Here is a 13,914-nt window from a genome sequence, read left to right as displayed (position 1 = left end):
GCGCGCTGTTCAGCGAGTCGCTGGAAGTCGGGGAATGTGGGCAGTCCTAACGTACATTTGTAAGGGTCTCAGCAACTCGCCCCGCGTCGTCGGTGCTCACGCACGATGGTTCTGGGCCCTGAGCAGCCCGGGCCGCGCCGCGTGGCAACCTGACCTTCCGCACCAGCGTCCACGTACTCGCCGCCCTGTTCGGGAGGCTCTGTCGAATGGCCGAGAACGCGGCGGTCGGCGTGCTCTCGCCAGAGTTCGCGCTGAAGCGCGGCAAGCTCGCGGCCGATGGTCGAGCCCGGCTCGTATGCCGACTGCCCCACCCCCTTCGCCTCCACGGCCGCTGCGAGAGCGGGGTGCTTGGCCTTGTAGTCTTCGGTCCCGGCCGCGCCGAGGTAGCGGAAGTTGGTGCTAAGGAGCACGTTCGCCTTGGGGTAGTGCGGCTCGGGTCCGAGGTCTCTCGCGACGCCCGACCCGTAGAGATGGAAGCGGCTGCCGGGCTTCCAGACGAGTCCATCTCCCTTTCTCTCGTAGATGCAGTCGGGCCTGCCGGCGTAGGCGGCGTCCTCGTAGTAGCGGCAAGGAGTCAGCCTCTCCGCGACCTCCGCCATGTAGATGAGCCGCTCGCCGCGCAACTGCGGCCTGCTCCGCCCCCCGAACCCCACGATCCAGTCTCCGGGCCGCGCCCACTCCCTGATGCGCGGTTTGCAGATCGCGAGCGACAAGACGGACCTGAAGGCGCACGGCGCTCCGCCATTGTCATACGTGAGCTTGTAGAGCCAGAACCTCATCGTGCCCTCGCCATCTCGGAGGTCTCTGGATTGTTCGCTGCGATGAGTTCGGCGTCCTGCCGGTCGAACCACGCCACGAAGCGCTCGGGGGCCCGGAACGTCGGGGGCACGACGCTGCGCTGGATGAAGCCGTTGCGGCACGAGATGTCGCCCCAGACCTCCAGGAGATCGCGGCGGACGCGATACGACCGCTCGCGCCACTCTCCGATAGGGATGCAGTGGCGCAGCCTCCCGCTGGTTGCGATATCGCCTCGGACGATGATGTCCGTGTCCTTTCGGTCCAACCGTCGCGTGTGCGCGTTCTCGGCCCACCTGTGCTTTGGCACATCGCGCAAGCGAATGGCCTCCACGACGCGGAAGAGCCCGATGATCGCGTAGACGAGGCGATGCTCGCACGGGCGCACGGGACGAAGGCTGGCGTAGAAGACCACGAGGTCTCCCCGCTCGAACTCGCACAGCCCTCGCCCGCGCCGAGCGCCGCTGTCACCGTAAGTCATGTGACGGAAGTCAGGGTCGAGGTGCGTGTTCCGCCCGGTCAGCGGTGACGGCAGACTGACCGCCGTCGGATCAAGGTCCGGACGTGCCGCCGCGAAGGCGTGGAGCGCCACCGTGCTCTGCGAGTACGGCGTCGCAAACGCCTTCGCGCAGTCTCGCTCCTCGGGGATCGGCACGTAGACGAACTCGTTCGTCGCGGGGTCCACAGGAGCGTTCCAGCGCCCGAAGGCTTGGTCGATGCCGACCCGGACCAAAGCCGCGCGCATGCTCACGCTGCCCTCGCTTCAAGGCGCGTCATGACGCGGCTCCAGTCATCGCGGCTCATCCCATGTCGCGTTCGGGGCCAACGCGAGAAGCTCGATGCGTCCCGGCAGCGTGATGGGTCAGATCTCGTCCCCCTGATGATCGTTACCAGGACCGGGAGCAAAGAAGCGCTGATCGGGGTCAACCCTCGACGTGCCGCATTCCCAAGACGAGCAAGGTGACGCCGGCCGGCGGCCGACGACCTCGCGCTACGCTCCGCAGCCACACGGCCGGCGGGGCTTGCCCAGGTTTTGGGATCGACGGCTGCTGCAAGACGTGATTCGCTTCGGGGGTCGCATCGGTCGTTTCGGCAGTGATCGGGGGACGAGATGGCAAGGGGATACGGCGAGGCGGCCGTCGCCGCTGTGAATCTGGTGAAGCTAGAGAGGTTCGCGCCGCCCGAGGCGTGGCGCAGAGCGGTGGCGCGCACGTTCGAGAGCGTCTCGAGCCAGGAGAAGGGATGCCCGCAGGGAGCATTCCTCGGCCTCTGTGAGGAGGGCCTCGTGGTCGGGGTGCCCGGCGCGCCTTCCGGTACCTACACGAGGTCGGTCAAGAACAAGCAGTACGCGGTCGCCGCGGTGAATATCCTGCGGCGGAGAGCCTCGCCGGTCCTTCCAACTCCGGTCACTCTGTGGCTTGAAGTGCAGGGCGGCGAGTGGAAGCAGCCGAACGGCCAGATGGATGTCGTTCTTGGCCTGTGGAATGCGGGCCACATTCGCCGCTGAGCCCCAATCTGACCAGCGAGAATGCCCGCGATCACGTCCATGGCGGCTCGCGCCTTCGCACGAGGCTGGGGGCTCGTTCCCGAATCGGCCCACTACCTTGAGGCGGTCAACGCATGGCGCGTGGCGTGGAAACCGCCAGATGCCGCTGTCCGGTTCGTCGTTCTGGCCGAGAGCCATGTCGCAGAACAACCGGGAGACTCAGCCACACGAGTAGTTCTTCCACCTGCCGTCGATGACGCTTGTCCGGTGACCTTACCGAATCGATTCGTGCGACTCGTCTACTGCCTCGGATACGGCGAACCGGAGCTATGTTTCGCTCCCCCTAAACGCAACGCCGGCACTCGCCAATACTGGGATATCTTCGGTGCGCTTGCGTACGGCTCAGTTGATGCTGTTCAGCCGCGCAGGTCCCGGGCACGCAACCGCGACGGTTTGCGAGATCGCATCCATTGGAAGATCGACACCCTCGCGCGCCTCCAGGAGCGAGGTATCTGGTTGCTGGACGTTTCGCCCGTGGCACTCTACGCGCCAGGCGGCGGACGCGCAGTAACTGGGAGCCGGTACCGCGATCTCGTCCGGTCCGCGTTTACGCAGTTCATCGGACCTCGCCTGTCGCGCTTCCACAAGCTCAACCAGGTCTGGGTCATTGGATACGACTTGGCGAGGCACCTTGAGCCAGTCGCCGCGAAGTGGCTGGCGCGCGACCACGTGATCATACAGCCGCAAGGGGAGCGGGCCTGCCCGGGACGACTGCGCACGGACCTTTCGCGAATGGTGCGCGCTGCTCAGCGCCACGCTCGCTGAGTCGCGAGCAGGCGGGGGTGTCACGATGAAGGCGCATGGTGGAGCGGGACAGGACGCCACCGGAACTGGGCCACCGCAGTCGTCCTCGGTCTTCCTCGTCTCCTGTGTGTCGCAGAAGCGGTCTGCCCGGTCTAAGGCGCGGGACCTGTACATCTCGCCCTGGTTCGTGAAAGCACACGGATACATCGAGCGGACCGGGATGCCCTGGTTCATCCTTTCCGCTCAGTATGGCCTTCTGGAGCCTGACGCCGAGGTCGAGCCCTACGAGCGCACCCTGAACACGATGGCGGTGGCGCAACGCCGGGAGTGGGCCCGCCGCGTCTTGGAGCAGCTCGAGCCCCGCCTGGCAAGCGTCCAGCAAATCGTCCTGCTCGCCGGCATGCGCTACCGCGAGTTCCTGGTCCCGCGCCTGAGCGCGGTCTGCCGGGTCGAGGTGCCGCTGGAGGGCCTCGGCATCGGGAAGCAGCTTCACTGGTTCGACATCCACGCCGGGGTCCGACCGTGAGCAGGCTCCAGGACATCCAGCGCCTCTACGAGGTCCTCGCGGACGTGCAGCACCGCCTCGGGGGGCCGCTCAGCCTGCGAGGCTGCCACGGGCGCATGACCTGGCCGACCAGAGGCGTTTACTTCTTCTTCGAGCCTGGCGAGGAGCGGAGCACGTCGGGGATCGGGCCACGCGTTGTCAGAGTCGGGACTCACGCGCTCACGTCCACCTCCACCCGGACGCTTTGGAACCGCCTCTCCCAGCACAGAGGGGTAGCGAAGTCCGGAGGAGGGAATCATCGCGGCTCGATCTTCCGGCTCCTCGTCGGAGAGGCGCTCTTGCGGCGCGACCAGGCTCACATCGAAACCTGGGGCGTCGGCGGGAGCCCTCGCGACGTGGCGCGCGCCCGCAATTTGAGTCCCGGCACGGTCATCGAGGTGGAGCGTTCGACCGAGGTCGCCGTGAGCGGCATCATCGGTGCGATGCCCTTCCTGTTCGTCCGAGTAGATGACCCACCCGGACCAGAGAGCATGCGCAGTGTGATCGAGCGAAACGCCATCGCCCTACTGAGCAACCTCGCGAAAGACCCGGTGGACCCGCCATCATCTGGCTGGCTGGGACACCACAGCGGTCACGAGCGTGTCCGAGGTTCGGGCCTCTGGAACAACCGCCACGTCGAGGGGCAGTACGAGCCCTCGTTTCTCGATCTCCTTGCACGGGTCGGCTCAGGTAGGTCGCTTCCGTGACGCACCTTCGGTTCCCGGCCTAACCGGATTCGCATCGCCATACGAATCGCAACCATTCGCCATCGCCATTCCGTTGCAACGGACGGAGCCGTTCCGGTTACGCAGACCTGCAGCGCAAATGCTACTGTCTCGGCGGAGTACCCGCCACGTTCGTGTTGAGCGTGAAGGCCAGCGACCGCCATTGAAGCGCGGTGCGGAAGTCAAGCCACCTGGGCGGCGGTCCCGCCTTCCACGACACCCGTGGTAGGAGTAATCGACGAAGACGCTGAGGGCGGTGCGTGCCGCCGATGACCAGACCCGCCACCAGCCGTGGACACCGACAGGAGGCAGCGTGGACATCTTCGCGGGATACAGCCAGGAGCAGCTGCTCCTTATCGACCAGCTGCGGCAGACGGCGAGGCAGAAGGCGTTGTTGGACGAGGCGGCAGAGACCGCCGCCGAGTCCGCCCGGCGACTCAAGGCGCTTGGGGCATGGCAACGCTTTCTGATCAACTCTGCCACTCGCTGGTGGTCCACCGTCGCTGCACTACTGTTTCCCTTGAGCAAATGGCTGCCATGGTTGCACGGGGCGGCGGTTGCGGCCGGGCGACGAGTATTACAGCCGCCCGCGCTCTGGCCCGAGTTACGGTCGTTCAACCCCGCTGATGGCGAGGTTGTCGCACTGCGCCCGGACGACGGGGTACGTAAGGGCGCTGCATATCATGCACTCGCCGACGAGGTTCGCTTGTTGAACGACAACGGGCATCTCTCGGTCGAGACCGCGCTGCAGATGGAGGAGCTTGCACACCGCATAGAACGCGGCGTGGATGACTCCTATATCCGGAAGGCGATGGGCCGAATCAAGAATGGCGAGACACTCGTAGAGACTTTGAGGCGTCGCATCTGAGCGCCAGGTGGGCCTCTATCCTATGGAGCGAGCCCGTGGCAGCCGAAGGGAGGCGCTCACCGAGCCCATCTCGGCCACGCGCGTCGCGTTCGCGACTTTAGGTCGTCAGCCGCTGGGAGCGTAGACCGGATTGACGTCGATGCGCGCAGTAATCAGCAGGTGATCGCATGAACGACAGGACCGCTGGGTTCTTCTTCAACACAGTGGGCACATACGTAGGCAAAATCGTCGGGAACTCGCGGTCGACGGACGCTGATCCCTCGAAGCCTTGGCTCTTGCCAAGCATCCAGTGGTTCATCGAGACCGGTCTCGGTAGCGGCCCGGATCTGGAGACCGGTGGAACGTTCGAGGGTGCAAAGGGCACAGTCCGGCTGATTCGGGCACTACCTGGCACAGAAGGCACAGGTGAACTAACAGTTCACACCAAGGAAGACGGAGCCCCACCCAGTGTCACCGTGACACTGTGGCTCGATTCAGAACGGTACGATGAAGTCTGGTCGAATGCGCAAGCTGGGCAGCCGCCCAACGCGATCAGCGTCGACGTGGCGCGTGGGGATGCGATCAGGCACCTCCAGCGGACGGACTCGTCTCTGTGGCATCTGCTTTGGAGCAACAGGGAACATCCAACGGTTTCGGTTGAGTCTTGGCAGGTCTTCTTTCACGCTGGGGAGCGCCCGAAGCATGAATCCGACGTGGCGCCGCGCCTTACGGCGGAGACACTGCGCAGCGAGGTGCGGATCAAGCAGCCAGGTTTTCTGGGCGCGTTTCGATATGCCGCCTGGGCACTGCCGTTCGTGATCAAGCTGCTGGTCGGATTTGAATGGGCAGTTCTTGCGGCCGTACTAGTCGCTGCTCAGGAAGTCAGCGGAATGGTGCGGGCTGTCATCGCCGATACGACGCAGATGAACCTGATGAAGCAGCACGAACATAAGCTCTGGCCACCTGAGTGAGCGAGGCCAGCGTGGCATAACTACGGCCAGACCTGGGCCAACCGCACGCTCCTCTACAGATATGTGGATCCGTCCTGGTCGACAGTTCAGATCGAGCTAGCTTCGCACCCCGGACTCCTCCAGTCACCTCGCAGTGTCACCTGACGAGGTCTTCTTCGCACCCAAGCTCGTGAATCGACGGAATGGCACCCTTGGCATCTCAGCAAGTGCCGTCTCGTGAGATGGTTCACAGCGCAAATAGCGGGCCAGCGCTGACCCGCGCCATGGCTCGCCTGCGCATACGGGCGTGCAGGCTTGCGGACGCAATTAAGCATCATGCGTCAATCCCGAGCATCTCGCGGATTTCCCGTGCACACATCGAAGGCAGCGTTGTGCGATCGAGCGAAAGCGTTCTGAGTTCGCGAATGCAGTCTTCGGTCGTGGCGTCTTCCGGCACGCGAATCACATCACGCACGAGCAGGCTCGTAGTCCGCGACAAGCCTGCCGAGAGAAGCGCCATCACGACCGGCTCGTGAGTTCCACACTCCAAGTACAACGCAAGCGGCGTTATGGAGTGGGCATCCGCAGGTCGCTGCCTCTCCACCAACACGTGACCCAGCACATCGCAATAAGCCTTCACCTTCCTGACGTAGGAGAACCGCACCTCGTATTCTATGTCCTTCAGTACCTCGCGAATGATCGCGCTTACATTGCCCTTGTATCGAGGCTCATTACGCTTCCGCCCGACCTGCGACGCGAGAATATCGGAAAGAGGCTTTCCGACAATCCATCGGCTTGCCAGCCACGCTAGGTACTTGTACTGCTCACCAGCGCGCCGATCCAAGACTGCGTCCACCAGCGTGAAGATGAACTCGAGACGCTCGTACCATCCGACCTCGTAAGGCACGAGCGGCAGACACTCATCGAGGTCACGCGACGCAAGGTCGTCATACAACGCCTGTAGACGGTCAGGCATCACCGTGGCGTTCCGCGCTATGACGCTGTGCGGGAGTCGCACGCCGAGCGTGGACAGCCTGCGGTCAACCGCGGCAAGCGCGTCAACGGTCTGCGGCTCCATGTCGAGGCGAAACGGGATCGGCACTCCGCGTGAGGTGTAGTCTGCGAAAGCCTTTCCCACGGCGGCCTCGCCGAGCTCACGCGCGTCGCCCTTTGCGGAGCCTTCGAGCGCGTCGAGCATGACGTTCGGATGCGACGCGATCACATCGTCGAAAGCCGACCGAATCTCCTGCAGCGTTGCCCCTTCGTAGCACGGGTCGCGCCACCGTTCCGGCGAGAGACACCACACTTCACCGTGGAATTCCTTGAATAGTCTGCCCGCGCGCCCGGCCATGTTCAGGAAGTCGGCTCGCGCCATCGGTTCATTGGACCCGCGCCTCGGCGACTCAAGAACGACGTGCCGAGCCGGTAGATTCACTCCCTGCAGCAGCGTGCTCGTGCAAGCTACGTAACGGATAGTGCCATCGCCGAACAGGTCTTCAACGCGAGACCGCACGAGAGCAGGCATGTCTCCGTAGTGAAATGCGACCCGGCGCTTCAACACCGGGATCAGCGGGTACTCCGGATGGACGTGATCCTGAATGAATTCGATGAACTCTTCGAGCGCGGGACTGAGGGCGCGAGACGCCGTCTGGAGTTCTGCAAGTTCCTGCGCAACGCGCTCCGCCTCAGCCGGCCCATTACAGTAGACGAGAGTGCTTTCCGCCTCCGAGGTGACGGCCGCAGCGAATCGCGCGCGACGTTTTACTACGCCCGAACCGCCATACGGGAAGTCGAGCGTGCGTCTGCCCACCGGCAGGCGCTTCGAACCGCGCAGCAGCGAGACGTCGATCACTTCATCAGGAGCGCCGTCCGCCGGAGACACGAGGTAGACGTTCTGGGACACGGGCGAATGCTCTTCAAGTAGGCGCGCGCCTGAGCCACGACCGAAAAGTCCCAACAGGTATTCGGGATTGCAGGTGAGCGGCGACGCAAATACTACACTGGCCTCCGGGTACCGACTCAGTGTCTGCTCGATGGATGACTGCAGCAGAATGCCTCGTGCCCCATCTCGAACACCCTGAGCTTCATCGACCACCAGCATCGTGATCGGCGGGCAGCCTTCCGGCGACTCCAGCAGCGTCAGCAGCCGCTCCTGAGTCAGTACATATACGATGCTGCTCTCCGGGTCGGATGGAGGCAGCGGCACATTTCGCACTGGGATCGACAGATGCTCGTGCGCGGCGAATTGCTTCACGAGCCTCAGCGTGAGCTGGCGAATGAGTGCGCGCGTCGGAACGATGTAGACGACAACCTCGCGCCGCCCGCTGCCGGCACCAGCGATGACGCGGCGTACGATTTCCATTGAGAGGACGAACGACTTACCCGCAGACGTCGGAGCGGACACGCTAAGCGCCGCTCGTGCCCGCAGCGCATCGGCGAAGGCGCGCTGGAAGTCCGTCACGAGTTCTGATTGCCCGCCGCCCGTCTCGACCGAATTCTCCGTCTCACGAGCCACTTGCTCGAGCAGGAGCGAGATCGTCCAGGGCCGAGACCGATCAGGATGTCGGGCCCGCAGCAGGCCCCGCCCCGGGAAATTCCCGAGCCGCGACAAAAGGAAGTCGGCGGTGGCGACAATTACGTCGTCGTCATCGAGCAACTCTACCAGGCGTGTCGCGATTTCGTATGCTGCGGTGCGGTTTGCCGGCAGCGATGACAGGGCGAGTTCGGAAGCATACGCGACCAAGCGTGAGCACTTGTCACGAGCAGGGAGCGCGACAACAGGGCCCTCTCCTGGGAGTCGGCGCGAAGCAGCGGCAACGAGCAACTCCTCAAACAGTTCTACGATGGCTGCGTTCTCGGGCACCGTCTGCCTGCCTTCTATTCAACGGCCCGATAGAACGCCGCTCGAAAGTCTTCGACAGTAGTGAAGGGCATGAAGAATACCTCGAACCGCAAGTGCCTGTACTTGAACTCGCGAAGCCTCTCGATCGCCAGCTCGACGCATCGTGGCGCTCTCTCCGCATATACGCGTCGAAACTCCTGCTCGGCTTCACGAAAACTGTTACCCACGCACGTCGCATAATCGGGCGAGTCATATCCGATCAGGAGTGCGTGATTGACTCTGCAGGCTTGTAACTGCTGACCATCGAGATACCGAACGACAGCCTGCCGCAACGGCTCATCCATGTACTTGAAGTTACTTGTCACGAGGCCAAACTCGTGCTGCGCCATCGCGTGATCGTGGAAATTCTCGATACTCTGGAACGCTGAGCGAAGGGCTCCGGAGACGGTCTGCTCAAGCTTGGATTCACCGAAGAACACGTCCAAGCAGTCAAGAGTCTCGTCGTACCGCATATGAATTCCGTCTGACCCATGGACTTCTACGCGGGGATTTGTCTTAAGCTCCATCTTCGCGACTGCTTGCGGCGCCCCAAGTACAACCTCCAGGATCAAGTACAGGAGCAGTTCGCCGCTCTCGCCGCTGGTCGGGTACTCTCGGAGGAGCCGACGCGCTTCCCGGTTGATCCGGCTGTGCTGCCGTTGGCGCGCCCCCCGGGTCTCCGCGAAATCGGCGGCGGCGGTACGCTTCGCCGATAGTGCGTAGTTGACAAGGTGGTCGACGAGACACTCGGCGAGTGCGGCGAGCTTCGGCTGGCCGTTTCCGTCGAGCTTCAGGTAGTGAAACTGCGCTGAAGCGGACGCTGAGCCGACCGGGAAGACCTCAGGCAACGAGGCGACACACGCATCGTATGCCTCCCGTGACGCAAGGATATGGCGAGGCAGACCGAGAAGCGGGTGTGGCTCAGGCACGATGCGACCTCGCAGGCACGGACTCCGTACGACATGATGCGCCTGCGAAATGTATCACGCCGAGTGCGGCACGCGAGGTTCCTGCCTGAACGCCACCGGTGTCCTCGGCCACGGTAAGCATCGGTGCACTCTGGTGAATTTCCGAGGCCCTGACACGAGAAGCTTCGACTTTACCTAAGAGTGGTGAGCGTGCGTACCGGACTAATAGTCAACGCTACACTCTACCGGAGTGGAAATGCCGAACGCCAAGACCCAGGCCGCCAAGAAGTCCTCGAAGGAGACGCAGGAGAAACTGGCCGCCGCCGTGAAGGCGCGCGCCGCCTCGCCGCTCCTCGGGGAGCCTCCAACCCCGCCCGCGAAGCTCGCGGCCGTCCCCGCCGCGTCCGAGGCGAAGAAGGCGCCCGCGGCGAAGAAGTCGAAGGAAGCAAAGCGCGACGTCATCCCCGATGACGCCAAGCTGACGGTGTTGTTCAAGGAGGTCCCCGGCCGCCCGGGCACGCTCGCCTACCGGACGCGGGCGCTCTACCTCAACGCCAAGACGGTCGGCGAGTGGCGCGAGGCCTGCCGCGGGCGCGACGCGGACCCGGGCTACCTCCACGGCGACATCCGCCGCGGGCTCGTCAAGGTCGGCTAGGCCGCCTCGCCCTCGCCGTCGTCCTCCGCCGCCCCCTCGGCCTCGTCGCCGCTAGGGGCGGTCTCGTATCCGGCCCTCGGCGGGCCGAACAGCCAGTCGGAGAGGTCGGCCATCGTAGAGAGGCGCGCGAACCCGGAGAGCGGGACGCAACGCAGCCCCGGCCGCTCCGCCTTCACGCCCTCGGCGTTCCCCTTCGAGTGCTTCGTCACCTTGAACGTGGAGATGTCCGGGAGCGACTTCCCCGGCGCGCCACCCAGCGCGAGGTAGCTGAGGCGGACAAGCCGGGCCGGGTCGGATTCGAGCACGACCATGACGACGGCTCCCGACGCCTGCGAGCAGAGCGAGAGCTGGATGTCGACATGCGACCGCTTCCCGCCCTCGACCATGCTCTTGAGCTGGACGTGGCGGATCACGCCCTGGCAGTCGAGCACGAGGTCGTACCCTGCCCCGTCCACGTCGGCGCGGAGCACGTCGACTTTTTGCCGCCGCCGGAACCAGCAGTCCTGAAGAAGCTCGGACAGGAACACGTACTCCACCAACTGCTCGCGGTAGCTTGAGAGCGTCGGGTCGCGTAGCGGCGCCATCGCGTCGGAGGACATGGCACTGATCGTATCAGGGACTGGTGGCCGAATATCGAGGATTGCCGGGCGTCGCCGTGAGCGCGTAGCCTTCGGTCGCATGAACGTGCTTCCCCCAGAGTTCATGGAGTGGGAGTTGGCCCACCCCGCGCCCCCTAGCGCGACCCCAGAGTACGAGGCGTGGCTGAACGAGCGTTGGAAGGAACTGTCCCGCATCCGCGAGAAGACCATTCCGCGCGCGACGTGGCGAAAGGTGCGTCGCGAGTATCTCGCGAGCGTCGGACTCACGTGCGAGGGCCGGTTGCCGCAGAACCGAAAGTGCCGCGCGCTCGCCAAGCAGGTCCACCATGTGATCCCGCTCTCGCACGGCGGCGCCCCGTTCGATCCGAACAACCTGCTGGCGCTCTGCGCCCGTTGCCACGCGCGAGCTCACCGCCCGACACGATTCGAGTGGCGAAGCCGCGACGGCCGGCCCGTTCCCCCGCGGTGGGTCGCCGCTTGGGAGCGGAAGATGCAGAATGCCACGCCGAAGGAGCGGGCGTTGGCCTGGATCGCCGTGCCCGACCGGCTCCTCCCGAACCGCGGGTGGCGGTAAGCGTTGCCAACTGCTCATCGGTTCAGTATATACCGGCCATGAATCCTTGGGACCGGCGCGCCGCGCCGCCCGCGCTCGACCGCGCGACGGTGCTCGAGATCATCCGTCTGCTCGCGAAGCGGCTGGACGAGGTGAAGGTCTACGGCGCGGGCGGGTGCCCGACGTGCCGCGATGCCGAGGCGGGCGCGTTCCTCGCCGCGCTCCGGAAGCTCGGGGACGGCGAGTAGCCCGCGAGACGGGCTCCCGGCCGCTGCCTGTGCCCATGGGCGCGCCGCCCGGCACGGACCGGAGGACCGTCTCGGGAAGCGCCGTTTGGCGACCTCGCGCGCTACTCTCGGCGCGATGGCTAAACTCGTTTTGTTAGATGCTCTTAATCCGACGCCGGCTGACGGGAGAGCACCTCAGCGTACTCCTCTGCCGCCTGCCTCGCGCTTTCGAAGGCGCGGTTGTGGACCTTCACATTCATGAAATCAAGGTGAACCTTTAGAGAACCGACAGTCAGCCCCCACACGACGTGGTGCGGATCGGTGACATATCTGTCGAGAGTGTTGATCAGTCTCTCGATCGACCGAGGGTGCCGTGCAGGCTCGTACCGACGGGCGTGAATATCGAGGGCAACCATCGCCATGAATGCAGTAGCGACCCCGATCGAGCGCTTAACTAACACTTCGCCACGGCACGCACCAAGCATCCAGTTGGCCGCTTCGTAGTCGGCATCGCGCTCTTGGTCGATCGTATCGACACGTTCCGTTCCGGCCGAATGGGCAAGACGATAGTGACTCAGCTCGTGATGCAGCAAGAACGCGACCGCGGTAAAGAGCAGCTCGTTTGCAACATGAACCTCAGATCCGTGGTCCGGATTAACGCAGGGCCTATATAGCCCCTCAGGCCATGGCTTATCGACTGAGCGGATGACGGTATCGATCGACCATTTTAGCAGCTTCATGGCGGCATACGTCTGCTTATCTGCCGTAAGATCCAGCTCCTCGCGCTTCGTTACCGTTCTTCCCGCGAGATGGCGCGAGTAGAGAACCCAGTAGGCCAGCGCCGTACACCATAGGTGCTCAAGCATTTTGCGTGACACCGTGATGGTCTTGCCCTTTGGGTCTATCGAACAGCGTGGTGCGCCATCGTTCGAGATGATCAGGGTCAGGTCCTGAACGAGAGCTCGCACCTGCTCGACGCGCTCAGGCGCAACGAGGATGATCGAGCGCGCGACATCCCTCCCGAGCGCCAAGACGGGCGAGACGCCTACCTCTATGTGACACCGCATACGCATACCTGATTATTGGGCGCAGGATCTCGTCCTCGACAAGAGCCACGAGCATCTTACCCACAGGAAGAAGCCGATCGCGCCGCGTCGCTTAAGGTCGAGCGTCATCGGCATCCATTATTTTCCGGACGCGGGCTGCGCGCGCTTCGAGGTGATCCCGCGGCTCTGTGCGAACCGCGGCGAGGATCGGGAGGAACTCCCGCACTACGGCCCTTTCTTGATCTCCTCTTGCATCCGGCGCCACCAAAGCACGACAGGGCTCGTTTCTTCGTACCGGGCAACCGGGCCAAGGACGTGGTCCGCTCTTGCGCGCAGACCTTCGAAACTCGCAGCACGTTCTCTCGCGCGCTTGAGATCGCGTCGCGCTGGCTCAGGAATGAGCCCCAGGTCCTTCAGGTCGTCGAGCTGCGTGCAGTACTGGCGAAGGTTGATGTAGACCTCCTGCGAACAGTCACGCGTCGCCATAAGCACGCCAGCGTCGCTCACGCGGAGCAATCGAAGTTCGACGCCTCTCAGCTCAAGTTCCTTCTCAACGGGCCTGAGCATGGCGTCATATTCCTCGATGACGCTGGGCAGCCTTGTCGCGTAGTCGAGCCCCTCGGAGTCGTAGAGTTCAGAGACCGTCAGGAGTCGCTCCACCAACTCGCAGCAGGTGTGCAACGCCGCCAGTGCTCGCACAGCGACGTCGCTGCGGCGGTCACTGCGCCGCTGATGCTGCCATGTGATCAGCGCAACAACTGCAGCTCCGCCCGCAGCGACTGTTCCGATCGCGGACAGCAGGGCCGCGATCGCAACGAACACCTGAAGCCATGCAGGAACCGCAGCTGAATCCACGCCGTGACGGTAGCACTGGGGACGAACGCGGGCGAGACG

The 13,914-nt window shown here is 64.1% G+C and carries 15 protein-coding genes; 8 read left to right on the top strand and 7 right to left on the bottom strand.

Features of this window, described 5'->3' with window-relative positions; all coding sequences use genetic code 11:
* Window positions 1-68: 68 nt before the first annotated feature.
* Together HWY08_RS06840 and HWY08_RS06835 are read right to left on the bottom strand one after the other, a co-directional pair.
* Window positions 69-779 carry an Nmad2 family putative nucleotide modification protein gene (locus HWY08_RS06840; RefSeq protein ID WP_176064120.1) on the bottom strand — a complete coding sequence of 237 codons (711 nt, stop codon included), beginning with the start codon at window positions 777-779 and terminating at the stop codon, window positions 69-71.
* Window positions 776-1,540 carry an Nmad3 family putative nucleotide modification protein gene (locus HWY08_RS06835; protein WP_235969528.1) on the bottom strand — a complete coding sequence of 255 codons (765 nt, stop codon included), beginning with the start codon at window positions 1,538-1,540 and terminating at the stop codon, window positions 776-778. Before HWY08_RS06835 ends, HWY08_RS06840 begins: the two co-directional genes overlap by 4 nt.
* Window positions 1,541-1,906: 366 nt before the next feature.
* Here HWY08_RS06835 and HWY08_RS06830 point away from each other — a divergent pair, with 366 nt between their 5' ends.
* The 5 genes from HWY08_RS06830 to HWY08_RS06810 all read left to right on the top strand — a co-directional run bounded on the left by HWY08_RS06830 (window position 1,907) and on the right by HWY08_RS06810 (window position 6,172).
* Window positions 1,907-2,302: a DUF6979 family protein gene (locus HWY08_RS06830; RefSeq protein ID WP_176064118.1), complete on the top strand. Its 396-nt coding sequence runs from the start codon at window positions 1,907-1,909 to the stop codon at window positions 2,300-2,302.
* Window positions 2,303-3,131: 829 nt separating this feature from the next.
* The gene (locus HWY08_RS22165) at window positions 3,132-3,611 is read left to right on the top strand and encodes a DUF6884 domain-containing protein (protein WP_176064117.1); all 480 of its coding nucleotides are present in this window, start codon (window positions 3,132-3,134) and stop codon (window positions 3,609-3,611) included.
* A complete protein-coding gene (locus HWY08_RS06820) occupies window positions 3,608-4,336 on the top strand; it encodes a GIY-YIG domain-containing protein (RefSeq protein ID WP_176064116.1) in 729 nt (242 codons plus the stop codon). Before HWY08_RS22165 ends, HWY08_RS06820 begins: the two co-directional genes overlap by 4 nt.
* Before the next feature lie 331 nt (window positions 4,337-4,667).
* Window positions 4,668-5,222: a hypothetical protein gene (locus tag HWY08_RS06815; RefSeq protein ID WP_176064115.1), complete on the top strand. Its 555-nt coding sequence runs from the start codon at window positions 4,668-4,670 to the stop codon at window positions 5,220-5,222.
* A gap of 167 nt (window positions 5,223-5,389) precedes the next feature.
* A complete protein-coding gene (locus tag HWY08_RS06810; protein WP_176064114.1) occupies window positions 5,390-6,172 on the top strand; it encodes a hypothetical protein in 783 nt (260 codons plus the stop codon).
* Window positions 6,173-6,485: 313 nt separating this feature from the next.
* Here the strand turns inward: HWY08_RS06810 and HWY08_RS06805 are convergent, their stop codons facing one another.
* Together HWY08_RS06805 and HWY08_RS06800 are read right to left on the bottom strand one after the other, a co-directional pair.
* Window positions 6,486-9,014 (bottom strand): DEAD/DEAH box helicase, encoded by a 2,529-nt coding sequence (locus HWY08_RS06805; protein WP_176064113.1) that lies wholly within the window; start codon window positions 9,012-9,014, stop codon window positions 6,486-6,488.
* Between the two features lie 14 nt (window positions 9,015-9,028).
* Window positions 9,029-9,880, bottom strand: coding sequence for a HamA C-terminal domain-containing protein (locus tag HWY08_RS06800; protein WP_176064112.1), 852 nt, complete (start codon window positions 9,878-9,880; stop codon window positions 9,029-9,031).
* Between the two features lie 316 nt (window positions 9,881-10,196).
* Between HWY08_RS06800 and HWY08_RS06795 the strand changes: the two genes are divergently transcribed.
* Window positions 10,197-10,595, top strand: a complete 399-nt coding sequence (locus HWY08_RS06795) for a hypothetical protein (protein WP_176064111.1) — start codon at window positions 10,197-10,199, stop codon at window positions 10,593-10,595.
* Here HWY08_RS06795 and HWY08_RS06790 read toward each other — a convergent pair.
* Window positions 10,592-11,194, bottom strand: a complete 603-nt coding sequence (locus tag HWY08_RS06790) for a hypothetical protein (RefSeq protein ID WP_176064110.1) — start codon at window positions 11,192-11,194, stop codon at window positions 10,592-10,594. The two genes, HWY08_RS06795 and HWY08_RS06790, sit on opposite strands and share 4 nt — an antisense overlap.
* Window positions 11,195-11,273: 79 nt before the next feature.
* Between HWY08_RS06790 and HWY08_RS06785 the strand changes: the two genes are divergently transcribed.
* A complete protein-coding gene (locus HWY08_RS06785) occupies window positions 11,274-11,768 on the top strand; it encodes an HNH endonuclease (RefSeq protein WP_176064109.1) in 495 nt (164 codons plus the stop codon).
* A gap of 38 nt (window positions 11,769-11,806) precedes the next feature.
* Window positions 11,807-11,995, top strand: a complete 189-nt coding sequence (locus HWY08_RS06780; protein WP_176064108.1) for a hypothetical protein — start codon at window positions 11,807-11,809, stop codon at window positions 11,993-11,995.
* 143 nt (window positions 11,996-12,138) lie between these two features.
* Here HWY08_RS06780 and HWY08_RS06775 read toward each other — a convergent pair whose 3' ends face one another.
* Together HWY08_RS06775 and HWY08_RS06770 are read right to left on the bottom strand one after the other, a co-directional pair.
* The gene (locus HWY08_RS06775) at window positions 12,139-13,005 is read right to left on the bottom strand and encodes a phage exclusion protein Lit family protein (protein ID WP_176064107.1); all 867 of its coding nucleotides are present in this window, start codon (window positions 13,003-13,005) and stop codon (window positions 12,139-12,141) included.
* 240 nt (window positions 13,006-13,245) lie between these two features.
* Complete coding sequence (locus HWY08_RS06770; RefSeq protein WP_176064106.1) at window positions 13,246-13,875, bottom strand: hypothetical protein; 630 nt, start codon at window positions 13,873-13,875, stop codon at window positions 13,246-13,248.
* Window positions 13,876-13,914 lie beyond the last annotated feature (39 nt).

This window comes from Anaeromyxobacter diazotrophicus, assembly GCF_013340205.1.
Taxonomy (GTDB): domain Bacteria; phylum Myxococcota; class Myxococcia; order Myxococcales; family Anaeromyxobacteraceae; genus Anaeromyxobacter_A; species Anaeromyxobacter_A diazotrophicus.
The sequence above is the reverse complement of the archived record's forward strand: the minus strand, read 5'-3'. Positions and strand labels throughout refer to the sequence as shown.

Bases quoted from the DNA above. Each gene is read 5' to 3' on its own strand.
- HWY08_RS06830 (WP_176064118.1), top strand. From the start codon at position 1,907: ATGGCAAGGGGATACGGCGAGGCGGCCGTCGCCGCTGTGAATCTGGTG.
- HWY08_RS06835 (WP_235969528.1), bottom strand. From the start codon at position 1,540: ATGCGCGCGGCTTTGGTCCGGGTCGGCATCGACCAAGCCTTCGGGCGC.
- HWY08_RS06810 (WP_176064114.1), top strand. From the start codon at position 5,390: ATGAACGACAGGACCGCTGGGTTCTTCTTCAACACAGTGGGCACATAC.
- HWY08_RS06780 (WP_176064108.1), top strand. From the start codon at position 11,807: ATGAATCCTTGGGACCGGCGCGCCGCGCCGCCCGCGCTCGACCGCGCG.
- HWY08_RS06840 (WP_176064120.1), bottom strand. From the start codon at position 779: ATGAGGTTCTGGCTCTACAAGCTCACGTATGACAATGGCGGAGCGCCG.
- HWY08_RS06785 (WP_176064109.1), top strand. From the start codon at position 11,274: ATGAACGTGCTTCCCCCAGAGTTCATGGAGTGGGAGTTGGCCCACCCC.
- HWY08_RS06790 (WP_176064110.1), bottom strand. From the start codon at position 11,194: ATGTCCTCCGACGCGATGGCGCCGCTACGCGACCCGACGCTCTCAAGC.
- HWY08_RS22165 (WP_176064117.1), top strand. From the start codon at position 3,132: ATGAAGGCGCATGGTGGAGCGGGACAGGACGCCACCGGAACTGGGCCA.
- HWY08_RS06795 (WP_176064111.1), top strand. From the start codon at position 10,197: ATGCCGAACGCCAAGACCCAGGCCGCCAAGAAGTCCTCGAAGGAGACG.